16 protein-coding genes are annotated in these 17,759 nt (G+C 65.7%); 8 read left to right on the top strand and 8 right to left on the bottom strand.

The window, feature by feature from the left end; genetic code table 11:
• Positions 1 to 8 precede the first annotated feature (8 nt).
• Genes AC3G7M_RS13330 through AC3G7M_RS13320 form a run of 3 tightly spaced genes read left to right on the top strand, consistent with a single transcriptional unit; the run spans position 9 to position 2,998 of the window.
• Positions 9 to 1,295 carry a C69 family dipeptidase gene (locus AC3G7M_RS13330; RefSeq protein WP_489212553.1) on the top strand — a complete coding sequence of 429 codons (1,287 nt, stop codon included), beginning with the start codon at positions 9 to 11 and terminating at the stop codon, positions 1,293 to 1,295.
• A gap of 44 nt (positions 1,296 to 1,339) precedes the next feature.
• Entirely contained in the window at positions 1,340 to 2,158 is an 819-nt protein-coding gene (locus tag AC3G7M_RS13325) for a M55 family metallopeptidase (RefSeq protein WP_489212552.1), read from the top strand.
• Between the two features lie 9 nt (positions 2,159 to 2,167).
• Complete coding sequence (locus AC3G7M_RS13320) at positions 2,168 to 2,998, top strand: M55 family metallopeptidase (RefSeq protein WP_489212551.1); 831 nt, start codon at positions 2,168 to 2,170, stop codon at positions 2,996 to 2,998.
• Positions 2,999 to 3,040: 42 nt separating this feature from the next.
• On the opposite strand, the gene AC3G7M_RS13315 is transcribed toward AC3G7M_RS13320, so the two are convergent.
• From AC3G7M_RS13315 to AC3G7M_RS13280, 8 genes are all read right to left on the bottom strand, one after another.
• The gene (locus tag AC3G7M_RS13315) at positions 3,041 to 3,508 is read right to left on the bottom strand and encodes a lytic transglycosylase domain-containing protein (protein ID WP_489212550.1); all 468 of its coding nucleotides are present in this window, start codon (positions 3,506 to 3,508) and stop codon (positions 3,041 to 3,043) included.
• Between the two features lie 11 nt (positions 3,509 to 3,519).
• Complete coding sequence (locus AC3G7M_RS13310; RefSeq protein WP_489212548.1) at positions 3,520 to 3,885, bottom strand: c-type cytochrome; 366 nt, start codon at positions 3,883 to 3,885, stop codon at positions 3,520 to 3,522.
• 39 nt (positions 3,886 to 3,924) lie between these two features.
• Positions 3,925 to 5,532 carry a cisplatin damage response ATP-dependent DNA ligase gene (locus AC3G7M_RS13305; protein WP_489212547.1) on the bottom strand — a complete coding sequence of 536 codons (1,608 nt, stop codon included), beginning with the start codon at positions 5,530 to 5,532 and terminating at the stop codon, positions 3,925 to 3,927.
• Positions 5,529 to 6,629 (bottom strand): ligase-associated DNA damage response exonuclease, encoded by a 1,101-nt coding sequence (locus tag AC3G7M_RS13300; protein WP_489212546.1) that lies wholly within the window; start codon positions 6,627 to 6,629, stop codon positions 5,529 to 5,531. The genes AC3G7M_RS13305 and AC3G7M_RS13300 overlap by 4 nt, the downstream gene beginning before the upstream one ends.
• A 72-nt stretch (positions 6,630 to 6,701) precedes the next feature.
• Positions 6,702 to 7,283: a cytochrome b gene (locus AC3G7M_RS13295; RefSeq protein ID WP_489212544.1), complete on the bottom strand. Its 582-nt coding sequence runs from the start codon at positions 7,281 to 7,283 to the stop codon at positions 6,702 to 6,704.
• Positions 7,280 to 7,768, bottom strand: a complete 489-nt coding sequence (locus AC3G7M_RS13290; protein WP_489212543.1) for a tetratricopeptide repeat protein — start codon at positions 7,766 to 7,768, stop codon at positions 7,280 to 7,282. The genes AC3G7M_RS13295 and AC3G7M_RS13290 overlap by 4 nt, the downstream gene beginning before the upstream one ends.
• Positions 7,765 to 8,613 carry a hypothetical protein gene (locus AC3G7M_RS13285; protein ID WP_489212541.1) on the bottom strand — a complete coding sequence of 283 codons (849 nt, stop codon included), beginning with the start codon at positions 8,611 to 8,613 and terminating at the stop codon, positions 7,765 to 7,767. Before AC3G7M_RS13285 ends, AC3G7M_RS13290 begins: the two co-directional genes overlap by 4 nt.
• A gap of 110 nt (positions 8,614 to 8,723) precedes the next feature.
• Entirely contained in the window at positions 8,724 to 9,389 is a 666-nt protein-coding gene (locus tag AC3G7M_RS13280; protein ID WP_489212540.1) for a hypothetical protein, read from the bottom strand.
• A gap of 220 nt (positions 9,390 to 9,609) precedes the next feature.
• On the opposite strand from AC3G7M_RS13280, the gene AC3G7M_RS13275 reads away from it, so the two are divergent.
• The 5 genes from AC3G7M_RS13275 (at position 9,610) to AC3G7M_RS13255 (ending at position 17,737) form a co-directional block, all read left to right on the top strand.
• The gene (locus AC3G7M_RS13275; RefSeq protein ID WP_489212538.1) at positions 9,610 to 12,159 is read left to right on the top strand and encodes a ligase-associated DNA damage response DEXH box helicase; all 2,550 of its coding nucleotides are present in this window, start codon (positions 9,610 to 9,612) and stop codon (positions 12,157 to 12,159) included.
• A 44-nt stretch (positions 12,160 to 12,203) separates the two neighbouring features.
• On the top strand, positions 12,204 to 12,905 hold the full coding sequence (pdeM, locus tag AC3G7M_RS13270; protein ID WP_489212536.1) for a ligase-associated DNA damage response endonuclease PdeM: 702 nt from the start codon (positions 12,204 to 12,206) through the stop codon (positions 12,903 to 12,905).
• Positions 12,902 to 13,237 carry a hypothetical protein gene (locus AC3G7M_RS13265; RefSeq protein ID WP_489212534.1) on the top strand — a complete coding sequence of 112 codons (336 nt, stop codon included), beginning with the start codon at positions 12,902 to 12,904 and terminating at the stop codon, positions 13,235 to 13,237. The genes pdeM and AC3G7M_RS13265 overlap by 4 nt, the downstream gene beginning before the upstream one ends.
• 167 nt (positions 13,238 to 13,404) lie before the next feature.
• Positions 13,405 to 16,845 carry a PAS domain S-box protein gene (locus AC3G7M_RS13260; protein WP_489212533.1) on the top strand — a complete coding sequence of 1,147 codons (3,441 nt, stop codon included), beginning with the start codon at positions 13,405 to 13,407 and terminating at the stop codon, positions 16,843 to 16,845.
• 202 nt (positions 16,846 to 17,047) lie between these two features.
• The gene (locus AC3G7M_RS13255; RefSeq protein ID WP_489212532.1) at positions 17,048 to 17,737 is read left to right on the top strand and encodes a hypothetical protein; all 690 of its coding nucleotides are present in this window, start codon (positions 17,048 to 17,050) and stop codon (positions 17,735 to 17,737) included.
• Positions 17,738 to 17,759: the final 22 nt, after the last annotated feature.

Below are 17,759 nucleotides of genomic sequence, written 5' to 3'. Positions count from 1 at the left end.
AATGAGCCATGTGTGACACGATCGTCGCCCTACCTCCGGCGACAGCCGACGGCGCCGTGCTCCTGGCCAAGAATGCCGATACGGAAGTGAACGAGGCACAGCAGATCCTGCGTCTGCCCGCGCGGGATTATGGGCCCGGTGCCGCTGTGCGCGTCAGCCACCTCACCATTCCACAGGCACGGCATACTTACGAAGTGATCCTCGACCGGTCCTTCTGGGCCTGGGGTGGCGAGATCGGCTGCAACGAGCATGGCGTCGCCATCGGCGATGAGGCCGCCTTCAGCAATCAGACGGCGGAGAAGGATGGGGTCATCATTCTCGATCTTCTCCGTCTGGGGCTGGAGCGTGGCAAAACGGCGCGCGAGGCGGTGGACGTCATCGGCGCCCATGTCGAGGCATACGGCCAGGGCGGCAATGTCCAGATGATGGGCAATTTCAAATTCGACAGCGGCTTTCTGATATCTGACCGCACCGAGGCCTGGGTCGTGAATTGTGCCGGCAGGCATTGGGCGGCGCGGCGCGCCAGAAGCACGGAGGCGATCTCCAACCGCTACCAGATCACCACGGACTGGGAGCTGTCATCGCTGCCATCGACCGGTGACAAGGGGGACTTTCGCGCGCTTTTCGCCGATCCCGCGAAGGAGCATGACGTCGGCGCCAATGAGCGCGAAAGCTGCGCGGCCGGGCTGCTCGCCGGGCGGCACGGCCAGATCACCATGCATGACATGGCGGCCGTGCTGCGTGATGTCGGCGACCCCGATGCCTATGACGTGACCCAGGACGAGCGCTCGGTTCGCATCTGCATGCATGCGGGGCCGACGCCGTCTCGGTTCTGGCACGCGACGGGTGCGATGATCACGGAAGCGCGGCCCGATAGTGTCGTGGTCTGGATGACCGGCACGTCGGCGACGGATCTCTCCCTCTTCAAGCCGCTGTTCTTCGGCATGCCTCTGCCCGATGTCGGTCTGCTTCCGGGCGGCGTCGATACCGAGAACACGCTGTGGTGGCGGCATGAACGGCTGCATCGCCGTGCCATGGCGCATTACAAGACGGTGAAGCCTGAAATCCGCGCCGAGTTCGATGCGCTGGAGCGGCAGTTCCACGCCGAATCCGTCGCGGTCCGCACCGGTTCCACCAGACTGAAAAGCGAATATGTCGCCTGGTGCTGGCAGGCCGCATCCTTGGCAACGGAGCGATGGATCGAAAAACTCGAAGCCAAGACCTATGCCTTCGGCCATGATGGCTATGCGGCGATGTGGCAACGGTTCAACGCTGAGGCCTCGCTCGCCTTCTAACCTGCCTTGAAGAACACTGCCCCGATGACGAAGGATTGTCCCTCATGAAGATTTTCATTTCGGTTGATATCGAGGGCGTTGCAGGCGTCGTGGCGCCGAAACAGGGACAGCCCGGCAATCTCGAATACGAGGATTCCCGGCGTCTGATGACGGAAGAGGCGAATGCCGCCATCGCAGGCGCCTTTGCAGGCGGCGCCACCGACGTTCTCGTCAATGACAGCCATGGGCCGATGGTCAATCTCATCCCCGATCTGCTGGATGAGCGGGCGGAACTGATCCGTGGACAGATCAAGCCCGGCAGCATGTTCGCGGGTCTGGACGACAGCTATGCGGGCGCGATGTGCGTCGGCTACCACGCGGCGGCGGCCGATTTCGGCGTGCTGGCCCATACGTTCAGCTCGCGGGATTTCACCGCCGTCCGGCTGAACGGTCAGCCGGCGTCCGAGGCGATGGTCTTCGGCGCCTATGCGGGTGCCATGGGCGTGCCGGTTATTCTGCTCTCGGGCGATGACGTCACGACGCGCACCTGTGGCGTGCTGTTTCCTGGCGCGGAAGTGGTGACGGTCAAGACCGCCCTGGGGCAGCAGGCGGCGAAGGCACTCTCGCCCCAGATGGCGCGGGCGCGCATTCGTGACGCCGCAGAGCGTGCGGTGCGCAACGCCGGGCGGATCAAGCCTTACACGGTCTCGGAACCCTGCGCCTTGGAGCTGGACCTGACCAGCGCGACCCTGGCCGATCTTTGCGCGACCATCCCCAACGCCATGCGCCAGTCGGCCCTCACGATCGGTTTCAAAGCGGCGTCGATCGGCGACGTCATCCGCTGGATGGCGGTCTGCTGCATGCTCGGCAGCCACCTGGGTTAGAGGGTGACCATGAAAATCTACATCTCCGCTGATATCGAAGGCGTGGCCGGCGTCGTTCTGCCCCAGCACCAGCGGCCCGGTAATGCCGAATACGAGGATGCCCGCAGGCTGATGACAGCCGAGGCCAATGCCGCGATCGAAGGCGCGTTCGATGGCGGCGCCACCGACGTCCTGGTCAATGACAGCCATGGCCCGATGACCAATATTCTGCCCGATCTGCTCGACCCGCGGGCCGAACTTATTCGCGGCAATATCAAGCCGGCCGGCATGTTTGCCGGGCTCGACGCAAGCTTCGCCGGCGTCATGTGCCTCGGCTATCACGGCGCCGCCGCGGATTACGGTGTGCTCGCGCATACGACGAGCGATTTTGCCTTCGCGGGCATTCGCCTGAATGGCCTGGCGGCGTCGGAGGCGATGATCTACGGCGCTTATGCGGGGGCCATGGGCGTGCCGGTGATCCTGCTGTCGGGCGATGACGTGACGGACAAAACCTGCGGCGCGCTGTTTCCGGGCGCGCATGTCGCGCGGGTGAAGACCGCCTTCGGCCAGCAGGCGGCGCGGGCTCGGTCACCCAAAGCGGCGCGAGCGCTCATTCGTGCGGCCGCCACGGCGGCGGTGCGGCAGGCCGGTGACATCCGCCCCTATCGCGTCGCGGAGCCCTGCGATATCGCCTTTGACCTGACCAGCGCTTTTCTCGCGGATATCTGCGCCACCATCCCGGTGGCGGAACGGCGCTCCGCGCTGACCGTCGGTTTCAAGGCGGATACCATCCTGGATGCCGTCCGCTGGATGCGGGTTTGTTCCAGTCTTGCAGCCCATGTTCGGCTATCGGGTCAATAAGGGCCGCGATTGCGGCGGATGCGCGACCGGGCAAACGCTCCGCTAATCCGCCGCCAGCGCTTCCGCCTTGCGGTGGCGATGCTTTTTCAGCTGGGGCTTGGCCGGCGTCTTCAGCGGCGGCAGATTCTGCGCCTCCCGCATGACGCGGAATTTGTAGGCGGTGTTCAGCCCCGGCGTATGGGAATGATAGTCGCCGATCGCCTGCCACATATTGCCGTGCTCCTCATCGACATAGTCACGCAGGATCGATGCCGCGACCGAGATATTGAAGCAGGGTTCCAGGATCAGCCGCGTCACCACCGTCTGCGGCGGCAGGCCGGTGGCCTGCGCCACCGGCGTAATCCAGCGGGTATTGACCTGCATCAGTCCCAGATCATGCGAGCCGTCGGTATTCGGCCGCACAGCCCCCACCCAACCGCCCTCTGCCCGCTGGATGGCGGGCAAGGCATGTACAGGCAGGTGGAACGCGGCCGAGGCCGCCACCATGCAGGCATAGAATGGGATTGGCATTCCCTGCCCCGTCAGTTGCCCTTCAGCCCGGCGTAATAGGCCGACAGGGCCGCGATATCGGCGTCACTCAGGTTGGGGGCGATGCCGTTCATCATGGCAGCGGACGAGCCCTGGCGGTGACCGGCCTTATAGTCGTGCAGCGCACTGGCCAGATAACCCTGCTTCTGCCCGGCGAGGTTGGGAATGACGGGCGAGGCTGAGATTCCCTGCTCACCGTGGCAGGAGGCGCAGAGCGGCACCATGGCCGGTGTGGCAGCAGCCTGGGCCAACTGGCCGGGTAAAGCGACGCCGAGGGCCACAGTCAGGCCCGCAGCCCACTGCCGCCATCTCTGCGCCATGCCTGCGCGCACCATGGTTTCAGTCTCGGTTTGTGTCATGCAGCGACTCTAGGCGGCGGTGCCGATGCGGGCAAGCGCCTAGCCCTCCTCCACCAGCGTCTCGCCCTTGGCGACGCCGCTCGGCGGAATCCGCGCCATCAGGCTGTTCAACTGATCGGCCTCGGCCGCCGGCTTATCGGTGCGGATACGGCTGATGCGCGGAAAGCGCAGTGCGACGCCGGATTTATGCCGGTTTGAGACCTGGGCCGCGTCGAAGGCGATTTCGAGCACGAGGGATTTTTCAACCTCGCGTACCGGGCCGAAGCGCGAGGTGGTGTGCCCCCGAACCCAGCGGTCAATGAAGGCCAGTTCCTGATCGGTAATGCCGGAATAGGCCTTGCCCACGGGCACCAGCACGCCGTCCTCACGCCACAGGCCGAAGGTATAATCGGAATAGATGCTGGACCGGCGGCCATGGCCGCGCTGCGCATACATCAGCACGGCGTCGATGGTCAGCGGCGCGCGCTTCCATTTCCACCACGGGCCGCGCGGCCGTCCGGCGAGATAAGCACTGTCGCCGCGCTTGAGCATAAGCCCCTCGATGCTCGCCGCCCGCGCACCGAAGCGCAGTTCGGCCAGCGCCTCGGGTCCGTCGAAAGCGATCAGCGGCGACAGATCCATCCGCGCCGGCTGATGGCGCGCATACCAATCTTCCAGGCGCTGCCGCCGCTCGTCGAAAGCCAGGGCGCGCAGATCCTCGTCGGCATCGAAGAGAACGTCATACAGGCGCACGCCGGCCGGGAAATCCTTCAGCATTTTTGGCCCCGGCGCTTTGCGGTTCAGTCGCTGCTGCAGGTCGCCGAAGGGTGCCACCTCGCCATCGCGCATCACCAGCAATTCGCCGTCCAACACGCCGTGAAAATCCATCGCCGCCAGGATTTCGGGAAAGCCGTGCGAAATATCCTCGGCCGTGCGCGTATACAGGCGCCGCCCTTGCGCGGTCGCGACCAGCTGCACCCGGATGCCGTCCCATTTCCACTCGGCCCGATAGGCGGACCAGTCCAGCGAAGCGGCGTCCGCCTCTTCCAGCGGATGGGCCAGCATGGTTGGCCGGAATACCGGCGCGCCGGCAGCGTCCGGCTTTTCGGCCCGGCCCGCCAGCCAGTCGAACAGCGGGCCATAGGGCGGTGTCAGGCCATGCCAGACCTCCTCGATATCATCCGCCGGGACGCCCGCCATGTCGCCCAGTGCGATCTTGGCCAGTCGGGCGGATGCGCCGACGCGCAGGCCCCCGGTGATGAGTTTCAGCAGCGCCAGCCGTTCGGACGCGTCACAGACATCCAGCCAATCCGCGACCACATTCGGCAGGGCGGTTTTGGGGGTCTCGGTCAGAGTGCCGACGACGTCTGACAGGCGCGGCGCCTTGCCCGGCCGCGACCCCGGCCAGATCAGCGCCACGGTCTCAGCCAGGTCTCCGACATAGTCGTAGGACCAGGCGAATAGCGTCGGGTCCACCCGCTCCATCGTGATCTGACGGATCATGGCCGGCTTGGCGGCGGTGAAGGACAGATCGCCGGCGATGGCGGCCAGCGCATAGCCGCGGTCCGGGTCCGGCGTATGGGCAAAATAGTTGCGCAGCAAAGCAAGCTTGGCCAGACGCCCGGGTGTGAAAACCAGCCGCTCCAGCAGCTCCGCGAAGGGGGTCATGCCTCTTCCTCCGCCGCGTCTCGCGGCAGGTGCTGGCCAGGCTCGGGCGGCGGCACGGTCTTCTCGTCAGGCGCTTCCTCGGATGCTTCCTCATCCTCATAGCCGATCAGGCTCAGCGCGCGGCCGCGGATCTGACGCAGGGACAGGGCATGGATCAGCGCCTCCTCGGCGCCATGGGTGACCCAGACTTCCGGGGCGGTTGTTTCCTCCACCGTGCGCAGCAAATCGTCCCAGTCGGCATGGTCGCTGATCACCATTGGCAATTCCACGCCCGCCATCTTCGCGCGCTGCCGCACGCGCATCCAGCCCGAGGCGCGGGCGATCAGCGGATCGTTCATGCGGCGTGACCAGCGGTCGGCGGCAGCGGCGGGCGGTGCGACGACGATCGCGCCTTTCAGCACGTCCTTCGTGGCCCCCGTCGCGGGCAGAAGCGGACCGAGGGCGACGCCATGCGCCTCATACAATGTGCAGAGCGACGCGACGGCGCCGTGAATATAGATCGGGCGTTCCCAGCCCGCTTCGCGCAGCAGGGCGATGACGCGCTGCGCCTTGCCCAGGGAGTAAGCGCCGATGATATGCGTCCGCTCGGGAAAGATCGTCAGGCTTTTGAGAAGTTTCGCAATCTCATGGGCCGGGTCGGGATGCCGGAAAACCGGAAAGCCGAAGGTCGCTTCGGTGACGAAGACATCGCAGGTGATCGGCTCGAAGGGCGCGCAGGTCGGGTCCCGCTGGCGTTTGTAATCACCGCTGATCACCGCCCGGCTGCCTTGCCAGTCCAGCACGATTTGCGCCGAACCCAGTACGTGCCCCGCCGGTACCAGCGTGATGCCGACGCCGCGATGGTTCAGTGGCGTGTGATAGGCCACCGCCTGCTGCCGTTCCCCGGCCCGATCCTCGCCCATGCGCGTCCGCATGATGGCCAGCGTCTCCGCCGTCGCGAGCACATCACCATGGCCGGGCCGGGCATGATCGGAATGGCCATGCGTGATGACGGCGCGGGGCACCGCCCGCAGCGGGTCGATGAAGAAATCCCCCGGCTCGCAATAGAGCCCCTGAGGCAGGACGCGCAGCCAGGTTTCCGGGTGAGGTGCGGACATCGGTCAAGGATATGGGCGCCAACGCGTCCGAGACAATGGCAGCCTGTTCCGCCTTCGTTCTCCTGCCCCGTCTCACCCCCGCCAGATGCGGCGGATCGCGCCATCCTTCAGCCAGAACTGGTGCCAGAGGGCCGCCAGAAGATGCAGGCCGATCAGGCCGAGCAGCGTATAGGCGCACCATTCATGCCAGGAGATGGCCAGGCGCGAGAGATATTCGTCCTTGAAGATCAGGGTCGGCAGCGGCTGGCCGAAGATATACAGGACGTGCCCGCGGGCATTGGTATACGACCAGCCGAGCAAGGGCGTGCACAGCAGCAGGCCGTAGAAGGCGCCATGCACAAGCCGCGCGAGCCAGCGCGACGCGCGCGGGCCGAGTGCGGCCGGATGCCGGTCCGCCATGCGCCACAGCAGGCGCAGCAGCGTCAGGCTCAGCACGATGATGCCGATCGTGCGGTGCAGCCGGACGATGGAGACGCGGTCGGGCCCGGCCGGCAGCCAGCTCACCGAAAAGATCAGGCCGAAACTGCCGATCAGCAGCAGCGGCGTCAGCCAGTGAAACAGCCGCGCCAGAAGACCGAAATGTTGCCGGCCGCCACGGATTGCCATGGGATTGGCGCGGCGGACGGCCGGTGACGGGACCGTGTCATCGCTCATGGCTTGTGTGCCTCGTATTGCGCGATAGCGCGCTTGAGCATGCGATATTCCGGGCAACCGAAGATGCAGATGTCGTCGAGTTTCTTCAGCCGCGCCAGGGCATCGGCCTTGTCCTTCTGGCCGAGATAATATTCGCCCAGGTAGAGATTGCCCTCCAGGCTGCGCGGGGCAATAAACAGGGCGTAGTTCAGCCAGTACAGCGCCATGTCGGAATCCCCGAGCTTGTCATAGACATGGCCAAGTTCGGCGGCGGACAGATCATCATCCGGGAAACCGGCCAGATGCCCTTCCAGCAAAGGCGCGGCGGATTTCCAGTCGCTTTTTGCCATGAAACCCTCGGCCGCAATCTGGCTGTCCGTCTTGGCATCGTCGCCGGTCGTGGCGCCGTAATCGTCGGCGCGGCAGGTCTGGGCCTGCATCACCAGGCCCCCCAGCAGCAGCGCGCCCAGCAGGCTGGCCACCTTATGCATCCGCGGCATCGTCATGGTCTGGTCTGGCTCTCCGCTGTCAGAACGAAATGCTGCTCATGATGGGCGGCCATGATCGTCTCCCAGGTGGCCGATGCCGCGCCGATCCCGCGGGCCGCCTGCGCCCGCTGGCCCTGATCGACCGCGTCTTCCGCAGCGTGCAGAGCCTGATTGGTTTGCACGATCGTGGCCTGCATCGCGGGGGATGGCTGTCCCTCCGTCATCGTGCCCAGAACAAAGCGCGTGCTGTCGATCATGAAATCCAGCCGATCCGCATCCGCGGTTGCCGTCGCGCGCTGGATCAAGCGCAATTCGATGCCGATGAGGCTGTCCGCGGTCACCGCGCAAACCGGCGGCGTGCCGGCCTGACCCCTCGGCGCCATGACGCCGGCCAGGGCGTCAAGACCGGCCAAAAGATCGGCGTCCGGCGGCGGTCCGTCGAACTCGGCCGTCACCGCATGGCCCGCGAAGCGCGCGACATTGACCCCATGCGAGGCCGCCAGGGCGATGTCCGGCACCGGCTGCTTGAACGTCAGGCGCGCCGCCGCGCCCGACGGCCCGCTGGCGCCATGGCAGGCGCCGCAGGTCAGGCCGACGCGCTGGGCGCGGCCGCCGAACAGATAGGGGGTGTTGAAGGCCAGCAGGCCGCGTGCCACGGGAACTGACAGGCTCGGCGCGTCGGCCGCTTTTGCCGTCTGGCAGATCGCGGCCGAGAGTGGTGTCTGCAGGACGAGCGCCGCGGCCTGGCCGATGGCAGGCCGCAGCCAGAGACCGATCAGACAGGCAGCCGCGCCCAGATGGTGCCCTGCTCGCCCGAAGCTCTGGAGCTTGCCCTGTGGGCCGCTGGCCTGGGTTACGTCCATCCACTCCCGATCTGAACGCTTTGTTGCGCTCTTGCACATAGCCATAGCCAAGGCGGTGACGCTTGGGAAGATGGCGGCCGACGTCCCGCTATACCGCGGCTGGCTGCGACCTAAGCGAGACCGGCCTCCCGCCGCGCCCGTTTCATGAACACGTCCAGATAGTCCTGCAGGTCGTTGACGCTTTCCGGCGACAGGAAGACCGGCGCGGTAATCACTACCTCCCCCTCTGCGAGACCAAAAACCGCCCGCCGCACCCCGATGGCCTCCGCTGTTGCGACGGGTGCAGCCTCGTCCTCGGCGTCCCCCGGACCCGCCATCGTCTCAGCCTCCAGCATATGCTGGGTGTCACGCCAGGCGCGCAGCGCGGTTTCGGCGGCGGGTGGGATGAAGCCCTGGGTGAGAAGGAAGGCGCGGATGGCAGCGTCGCTGGCGCGTCCGCCCGGAAAGCGCTGGCCAAGATCCTGAAACAGCAGCGGCCGCCCCGCGGCTTCGGCCAAAGCCGCACGGCGCGCGGCGGAGCCCGGCGGATGGGCGATGATGCGCAAAGCGAGGTCGCTCACCCGCAGCGCATCGCCGCGGCCGTCCAGCAGGCCATATTTGGCCAGCGCGCCGAGCACGGCCAGGGATTTGCCGTTCAGCCCCGAATAGCCCAGACGCTCCGCCATCACGGCACGCGGAATTTCCGTCTGATAGTCGTGCTTATAAACGCTTGTGACGCGTGCGACCGCGTCCTTCAGGCTGAGCTGCGGATAGTTAGGACTGCGGTTTCGCGACATTGTCTTTCTCAATAGCCAGGTTGAGAGAGGTCGAAGTCAGGCTATGGTGATAAGTCAGAAACGTTAGATAGAAGTCAATAACGTTATTTTGTGGCTAATCTGACGGCATGGGTTTGCGGGGGCTTGTCCGGGGTGCCAGGCTGCTGGCGCTGTGGATAAAATCCCGATCCCAGATTGCTGACTTGGGTCGCTGGATAAATTCGCGCTATGTTCTCATCCGATGAGCGAACGCGCCGCCCGCGCCCCTGCGCGCCCCCGCAAACCGACGGCGAAAACCCGTAAAACCAGCAGTTTGCCGGTCCCTGCGGCAGTGCTGCCGCCGCGCTTTGCCGCCTGGTTCGCGGCGCGCGGCTGGCAAGCGCGGCCGCACCAGCTTGAAGTTCTGTCTTTGTTCCAGTCCGGCCAGGATATTTTGCTCATCGCGCCGACCGGCGGTGGCAAGACGCTGTCGGGCTTTCTGCCGAGCCTCGTCGACCTCGCGACCGCGCGGCCGGAAGGTGCCGGCATCCACACGCTTTATGTCAGTCCGCTCAAGGCCTTGGCGACCGATATTGCGCGCAATCTGGCCGACCCGGTGGCCGAGATCGATCTGCCCATCCGTATCGAGACTCGCAGTGGCGATACGCCGCAGAACCGCCGCCAAAGGCAGCGCGAAACGCCGCCTGATATTCTGCTCACGACGCCGGAAAGCCTGGCCTTGCTGATCGCCCAGGAGGATGCCCCGCGCCTCTTCCGCGATCTCCGCTCCATCATCATCGATGAGGTCCATGCCCTCGCCGGCATTAAGCGCGGCGATCTGTTGGCACTGGGCCTCGCCCGCCTATCGGTGCTGGCACCGCAGGCGCGACGCATCGGCCTGTCCGCCACCGTCGCCTGGAAGGAGGCGATCGGCGCTTACGTCTCGGCGGACGGCAAGGGCGGCAACCTGACCATCATCGACGTGCCCGACCCTGCCCCGCCCGATCTCTCCATCATGCTGCCCGCGGGGCACCTGCCCTGGGCCGGCCATATGGGTCTCGCCGCAGCACCCGATATTCTGGACCGGGTAAAGGAGGCCGGGCTCACCATCATCTTCGTCAATACCCGCGCCCAGGCCGAGCTGATGTTCCAGGATATCTGGCGCATCAATGAGGAGACGCTGCCCATCGCCATCCATCACGGCAGCCTGGATGTGGCCCAGCGGCGCAAGGTGGAGGCCGCCATGGCCGCCGGCCGCCTGCGCGCCGTCATCGCGACCGCCTCCCTCGATCTCGGCATCGACTGGGGCGGGGTCGATCAGGTCATCCAGGTCGGCGCGCCCAAGGGCGTGTCCCGGCTGCTGCAGCGGGTGGGACGGGCCAATCACCGCATGGATGAGACGAGCCACGCCATCCTCGTCCCCGCCAACAGGTTTGAGGTGCTGGAATGCGAGGCCGCCCGCCAGGGTGTGGCGGCGCGCGAGCTGGACGGGGACCCGCCCCGCGCGGGCGGATTGGACGTGCTGGCCCAGCATCTGCTGGGCCTCGCCTGTGCCGGGCCGTTCCACCCTGATGCCGCTTTTGCTGAAATCACCCGCGCCAGCCCCTATGCGGCGCTGGACCGCGCGACCTTCGATGCCGTGCTCGGCTTCGTCGAAAACGGCGGCTACGCGCTGCATGTCTATGAGCGGTATCAGAAGCTGTTTCGGGATTCCGAGGGCTTCCTGCACCTGCGCCATGCCCGCATCGCCCTGCAATACCGGATGAATATCGGCACCATCGTTGAAGCCCCGATGATCCGCCTGCGCCACTCGCGCGGGCCGGTTCTGGGTGAGGTTGAGGAGTGGTTCGTCAGCCAGCTGACCGCGGGCGACACCTTCATGTTCGCCGGCCGCCTGCTGCGCTTCCTGGCGCTGCGCGAGACCTGGGCCGAAGTGGCCGACGGCGGCAGCGGCACGCCCAAGGTGCCGACCTATGAGGGCGCGCGCATGCCGCTGACGACGGGCCTCGCCGCCCGCGTCCGCGCCATTATGAACGACCCCGCGCAATGGGCGGCCTTTCCAGAGCCGGTGCAGGAATGGCTGACCCTGCAGCAGGCGCGCTCCGTCCTGCCCGGTCGGGACGATCTGCTGGTGGAGACTTTCCCCCGCCAGGGCCTGTGGTATCTGGTCGCCTATTGTTTCGAGGGCCGCAACGCCCACCAGACGCTGGGCATGCTGCTGACGCGGCGGATGGAGCGTCTGGGCATCGGCCCTTTGGGCTTCGTCGCGACCGACTACGTCATCGCCATCTGGTCGGCGCATCCGCCCCGCGACATGGATATCCTGTTTTCCGAGGACATGATGGGTGATGACCTGGAAAGCTGGATGGCCGACAGTTCCATGTTGCGGCGGATTTTCCGCAACGTCGCGGTGATCTCGGGCCTGGTCGATCGCCAGCTGCCGGGGGCTGAGCGCAGCCGGCGCCAGGTCACCGTCAATACCGACCTCATCTATGACGTGCTGCGCCGCCATCAGCCGGACCATATCTTGCTCCGCGCCACCTGGGAGGATGCCAAGGGCGGCCTCACCGATCTCGGCCGTGTCGCTGCCATGCTGGCGCGCGTGCGCGGGCGCGTCCGCCACGTGCCGCTCGATCGCGTCTCGCCGCTCGCCGTGCCCGTCATCCTCGATGTCGGGCGGGAGCGTGTCGCGGGACAAGGGCAGGACGATCTGCTGGCCGAGGCCGAGGCCCTTGTCACGGAGGCCACGGGCGAGGAACATCCAGAGAACGTTCTTGCACAATCATCGCTGTCCGAATTGGGGTTCATCTGATCTATGAGCAGCCTGCTGATCCTGCCACTGCCTGGACCGCGCCGATGAGTGTGGCAGCACCGCTGCATCTGGGCAGCGAACGCCTGATGCTCGATCCTTCAGGCGCCATCTACTGGCCGTCCCGCAACATGCTGATTGTAGCGGATTTGCATCTCGAAAAAGGCTCCGCCGCGGCGGTGCGTGGCCGCCTGCTGCCACCCTATGACAGCCGCACAACATTGGACCGTATTGCCCTGTTAATGCGGCATTATTCTCCAAAAATCGTGCTCGCGCTTGGGGATAGTTTTCACGATGCGGCGGGCGCCGACCGCCTCGCCCCGGCCGAGGCCGCCCGGCTTTCGGCCATGGGCCGGCAAAGCCATTTCATCTGGATTTTGGGCAATCATGATGCGGCCCTGCCCGCCTCTCTGCCCGGAGACATCTGCGCGGACTGGAGCGACGGGCCCTTCCACTTCCGCCATGCGGCCGAACCGGCTGCGCCTGCCACTTTTGAGCTTTCCGGCCATTATCATCCCAAGGCGACGGTCCCGGTGCGCGGTGCGTCGCTGACACGGCCCTGCTTCATCACGGACGGCCATCGCCGGCTGATCCTGCCGGCCTTCGGTGCCTATACCGGCGGGCTGGATGTCGCCCATCCCGCAATCGCTGGGCTGTTCCCACGCGGCGCCCGCATTTTCCTGCTCGGCCAGGATAGGCTGTTTCATTTTCATATCGGCCGTGCCCGCGCCAAGTCGGTGGCTGCATGAAGCCCGGCATCGCCTTTCTCATTCTGCTCGCCGCGGCCGTGCTGGAAGCCGGCGGCGATGCGATCGTGCGGCGCGGTCTGCATCATCACGGACTGGCGGTGCGCCTCGGCCTGATTGTCGCCGGGGGTCTGGTACTCACGGCCTATGGCGTCACGGTCAATCTGCCGCCCTGGGATTTCGGCCGCCTGCTCGGCATCTACGTCACCCTGTTCTTTCTGGTGGCGCAGATCATCAACGGGGTTTTCTTCGGCGTGTCCCCGTCCCTGCCGGTTCTGGTCGGTGGCGCGCTGATCGTCTCGGGCGGGCTGCTCATGACCGTCTGGCGAGGGTGACGGATCACGGCTGCGGACAGAAGGAAGGCAAGCCGCGGATGCCATTGACAGCCGGGCGCCATAACGATGTATGTGCGATCTTCGTTCCGCACATACACATATGTTTGCACCTTAGGAAAGTCATGAAGGCAGCTGAGGCGCCCAGTCTTCCTGGGATCGTTTAGACGATGGAATTTCTGGCGACTCTCGGCAATCTCGGGCGGCTGATCAGCGCGTTTGACTGGGGTGCGACCTCGGTCGGGCCGATCGCGTCCTGGCCGGCCTACCTGCGCAGCACCATCTCCACCATCCTGCAATCGCCGGTGCCGATCGTCACGCTGTGGAACGCCGACGGCGTCATGATTTATAACGACGCCTATTCGGTCTTCGCGGCCGGCCGCCACCCGCGCCTGCTCGGCTCCAGCGTGCGCGAAGGCTGGCCCGAAGTCGCCGATTTCAACGACAATGTCATGAAGACGGTGCTGGAGGGCGGCACCCTCTCCTATCGGGAGCAGGAACTGACCCTGTTCCGCAAAGGCCGCGCCGAGCAGGTGTGGCTGGATCTCGACTATTCGCCGGTGCTCGATGAGCAGAACCGCCCCGCCGGCGTCATCGCCATCGTCATTGAAGCCACCGATAAAATTCTCGCCCAGCGCCGGCTTTATGCAGAGCGCGAGAAGTTCGGCCAGATGTTTGATCAGTCACCAAGCTTCATGTCGATGAAATATGGACCGGAGCACCGGGCGGAGATCGCCAATCCGGCCTATTATAGGCTGATGGGGGCGCGCGACATCATGGGCCGGCCGGTGAATGAGGCATTCCCCGAGATCGCCGCCCAGGGTTTCAAGGATCTGCTGGATAAGGCCTATGCCACCGGTGAGCCGCATTTTGCGACCGCCGCACCGCTCAAAGTCCAGCGTGTCCCAGGTCAGCCGCTGGAGGAGCGCTTCGTCGACTTCGTCTACCAGCCCATCCGCGACGATCAGGGCCAGGTCATCGGCATCTTCGCCCAAGGCAATGACGTCACCGACCGCGTGCTGGCCGAGCGCATGGCGCGCGAAACGGATGCTAATTTTCAGGCTGTCACGCAGATCATGCCGAACCAATTGTGGACGGCGCGGCCAGACGGTTCTGTCGATTGGGTGAATGAGCGGGCAACCGAATATTTCGGCCTCCGCGATCTGATGACGGACGGCGAGGACTGGGTGGAAACCGTCCATCCCGATGACCGCGCCGCCGCTGGTCTCGCCTATAGGACGGCAATCCAGACCGGCAAGCCCTATGAGACGGAGTTCCGGGCGCGCCGTTGTGATGGCGCCTATCGCTGGTTTCTGGCCCGCGCCATCCCGGTCCGCGATGCGGAGGGCGCCATTGTACGCTGGGTCGGCACCAACACGGATATTCATGAACGCAAGCTCGCCGAAGACGCCAATGTCCGCGACCGCGACCGCTTCTGGCAGCTCAGCCAGGACTTGCTGGTGGTCTCCGATTTCACCGGGTCGATCACTGCGGTGAACCCGGCGGTAACTGCCATCCTTGGCTGGGATCAGGATGAATTCGTAGGCCACAATCTGCTGGCCTTTATCCACCCGGAGGACATGACCCGTTCGCGGAATCAGCTCTTCCGCCTCACCGAGGGGCAGACGATGCAGGGCTTCGAGAACCGCTTCCGCACCAAGGCGGGCGGCTATCGCATGATTGCCTGGGCCGCGGTGCCCGAAGCCGGGCGCATTCACGCCATCGGGCGCGACATGACTGACGAACATGCAGCCAGCCGCGAGCGCGAACGCAGCTGGACGCTGTCGCCCGTCATCAAGGTGATCGCGACCCTCGACGGCCGCACGCTCGCGGTCAATCCGGCCTGGACGCGTCTCCTTGGCTGGACCGAGGCAGACTCGGTCGGTCGGCATGTCAACGAATTCCTGGCACCCGAAGCGGTGGAGACCGGCAACCGCGGCCTTGAACAGCTCGGCCGGGGCCTGACCATGCTTGACTACGAGACGGTGTCGCTGACGAAATCAGGGGAGCGCCGGCGCATCACCTGGACCACGACGCCGGAGGACGGTGTCCTTTACGCCTTCGGCCGGGACGTGACGGCGGAACGCCAGGCGGCGGCCGAACTCGCCGCCAGCCGCGCGGAGCGCGACCGCATCTGGAGCACGACGAACGATCTGATGGCTGTCGCCGGGCAGGATGGCTACATCAAATCCTGCAACCCGGCCTGGAGCCGCCTGCTCGGCTATGATGAAGCGACGCTCCTCGGCCGCCCCTTCATCGAGTTTGTGGCGGAACCCGATCGCCCCCGCGTGATGGCCGCCATGGCCCAGCTGGCGCGGGGCGAAGCCGTCCGCGAATTCGAGGATCGGCTGGTGCATAGCGATGGTCAGACCTCGCTGATCGCCTGGAACACCGAACCCATGGGCGATACTTTCTACGTCGTCGGCCGCAACGTGACCGAGCAGCGGCGCGTGGAGGAAGCGCTCCGGCAAAGCCAGAAGATGGAGGCCGTCGGCCAGCTGACGGGCGGCATCGCGCATGATTTCAACAATCTGCTGCAGGGCATCACCGGCAGCCTGGACCTTCTGGAAAAGCGCCTGGCACAGGGGCGGTTGAGTGATCTCAACCGTTTCATCAATGGCGCCATGTCGGCGGCCAATCGCGCCGCGGCGCTCACCCACCGGCTGCTCGCCTTTTCGCGCCGCCAGCCGCTGGACCCGAAGCCCGTCCTCTCCAACCCGCTCATCACGTCGATGGAGGATCTGCTGCGGCGGACCATGGGTGAGCATATCGCGCTGGACCTGGTGCTGGCAGCCGATCTCTGGCTGACCCTGTGTGACCCGCATCAGCTTGAAAACGCCGTGCTCAATCTCGCCATCAACGGGCGCGACGCGATGCCGGATGGCGGCACGCTGACCATCGCGACGCACAACTGCGAGCTTGATGAGACATCGCCCCTATGGTCGCGGGACATGCGGCCGGGCGCCTATGTCTGCATCAGCGTCACCGATACCGGCATCGGCATGAGCGAGGAGATGATCGAGAAAGCCTTCGAGCCGTTTTTCACCACCAAGCCGATCGGCCAGGGCACGGGCCTGGGCCTGTCCATGATCTACGGCTTTGTCCGCCAGTCGGAAGGTTACACGAAAATCCTCAGCACGCTGGGACAGGGGACGTGCCTGAAACTCTTCCTGCCCCGCTATGACGGCGCTCTGGCGACGGAGGAACCGCGCTCTGCCGGGCCCGAAGTCTTGCCGGCCGGCGCCGGCGAAACGGTGCTGGTCATCGAGGATGAGCCGGTGGTGCGCAATCTGATCGTCGATGTCCTGGCCGATCTGGGCTTTGCCGCGCTGGAGGCGACGGACGGCCCGGCAGGGCTTGAGATTCTGCAGTCGCGCCAGCGGATCGATCTGCTGATCAGCGATGTCGGGCTGCCTGGGCTGAACGGCCGTCAGGTGGCGGATGCCGCCCGGCTGCTGCGCCCGGGGCTGAAAGTGATCTTCATGACCGGCTATGCCGAGACCGCCGCCTCCGCCCAGGGCTTTCTGGAGCCGGGCATGGCGCTGATCACCAAGCCCTTCGCGATGGCCGATCTCGCAGCCAAAATCCGCGCCACGATCGAAGAGGGCTGAGGGGGCCCTTCCCGTCTTTCGCCCCTGCGCGGTCCGTGGTGACGAGCGGCCCTTTTGCCCGTCCGGTTGATGGTTTAGCATCTGCCGATGGTCTCGATCCTGAGCGCAAGTTTGGCAGGATTACGCTGGTGCGGCTGCCCGCCGGCGGTCAGAGCGGCAGATGTCCGGGAGGCGTTGCGCGCCCATCGGCGACGGAGCCTGCATGGCCTCGCCCTCTGACGCCACGCGCCAGGTCTTCCCGCTTCCCGGCGGCGAGGAGGCGGCCTGGATCGCGCAGGCTCGGCGGCTCCAGACCGTCATGTGCGATGCGGTATTCCGCATCGCGCCGAGCGTCTATATCGGGCCGGACAATGGCATGACCGCGCGCGACTGGGAGACGGCGAACGTCAGCTTGCCTGTGGTCGACCTGCCGCGCCAGCGGGCCGACCAGGTGACCACGGCGGAGATGCTCGGCCGGGAAGACGCGCTGATCAGCCACTATCGCCGGATTGTCGAACTCGCCGAGAAACACGGCAAGACAGCATCGCTCCGGCCCTTTCCGTATTTCCGCACCCAGCCCGCCATCATCACCGGTGACGAGGTGCTGACGGCATTCCCCTGGAACGATGATATCCACGAAACGCGAACGATCCTTGAGATGCTGGCAGGGTCCGATGACGGCGCGCCCCGCTTGCTCCATGACGATCAGGATCAGGGCTGGCACATCCTGATCGCCGTTATGGATGGCGAGACCTGTTTCATCGAGTGGGAGGCCGAAGGCCCGCCGCCCGCCGTCGGGGGCGATGCCGTCGATGCCGCCGCGGTGGCACGGCAGGCGCGAGCGGCGCTTGACCGCCTGCGGATCATCCATGAGCGGCTGGTGCGGGCCCTCGGCCAGGACTACTGGACCTAAACCGGCCATCGTTGCCCGGTTC

Source organism: Acidisoma sibiricum (assembly GCF_057837225.1).
The sequence above is the reverse complement of the archived record's forward strand: the minus strand, read 5'-3'. Positions and strand labels throughout refer to the sequence as shown.

Bases quoted from the DNA above. Each gene is read 5' to 3' on its own strand.
- AC3G7M_RS13330 (WP_489212553.1), top strand. From the start codon at position 9: ATGTGTGACACGATCGTCGCCCTACCTCCGGCGACAGCCGACGGCGCC.
- AC3G7M_RS13325 (WP_489212552.1), top strand. From the start codon at position 1,340: ATGAAGATTTTCATTTCGGTTGATATCGAGGGCGTTGCAGGCGTCGTG.
- AC3G7M_RS13320 (WP_489212551.1), top strand. From the start codon at position 2,168: ATGAAAATCTACATCTCCGCTGATATCGAAGGCGTGGCCGGCGTCGTT.
- AC3G7M_RS13315 (WP_489212550.1), bottom strand. From the start codon at position 3,508: ATGCCAATCCCATTCTATGCCTGCATGGTGGCGGCCTCGGCCGCGTTC.
- AC3G7M_RS13310 (WP_489212548.1), bottom strand. From the start codon at position 3,885: ATGACACAAACCGAGACTGAAACCATGGTGCGCGCAGGCATGGCGCAG.
- AC3G7M_RS13305 (WP_489212547.1), bottom strand. From the start codon at position 5,532: ATGACCCCCTTCGCGGAGCTGCTGGAGCGGCTGGTTTTCACACCCGGG.
- AC3G7M_RS13300 (WP_489212546.1), bottom strand. From the start codon at position 6,629: ATGTCCGCACCTCACCCGGAAACCTGGCTGCGCGTCCTGCCTCAGGGG.
- AC3G7M_RS13295 (WP_489212544.1), bottom strand. From the start codon at position 7,283: ATGAGCGATGACACGGTCCCGTCACCGGCCGTCCGCCGCGCCAATCCC.
- AC3G7M_RS13290 (WP_489212543.1), bottom strand. From the start codon at position 7,768: ATGACGATGCCGCGGATGCATAAGGTGGCCAGCCTGCTGGGCGCGCTG.
- AC3G7M_RS13285 (WP_489212541.1), bottom strand. From the start codon at position 8,613: ATGGACGTAACCCAGGCCAGCGGCCCACAGGGCAAGCTCCAGAGCTTC.
- AC3G7M_RS13280 (WP_489212540.1), bottom strand. From the start codon at position 9,389: ATGTCGCGAAACCGCAGTCCTAACTATCCGCAGCTCAGCCTGAAGGAC.
- AC3G7M_RS13275 (WP_489212538.1), top strand. From the start codon at position 9,610: ATGAGCGAACGCGCCGCCCGCGCCCCTGCGCGCCCCCGCAAACCGACG.
- pdeM (WP_489212536.1), top strand. From the start codon at position 12,204: ATGAGTGTGGCAGCACCGCTGCATCTGGGCAGCGAACGCCTGATGCTC.
- AC3G7M_RS13265 (WP_489212534.1), top strand. From the start codon at position 12,902: ATGAAGCCCGGCATCGCCTTTCTCATTCTGCTCGCCGCGGCCGTGCTG.
- AC3G7M_RS13260 (WP_489212533.1), top strand. From the start codon at position 13,405: ATGGAATTTCTGGCGACTCTCGGCAATCTCGGGCGGCTGATCAGCGCG.
- AC3G7M_RS13255 (WP_489212532.1), top strand. From the start codon at position 17,048: ATGGCCTCGCCCTCTGACGCCACGCGCCAGGTCTTCCCGCTTCCCGGC.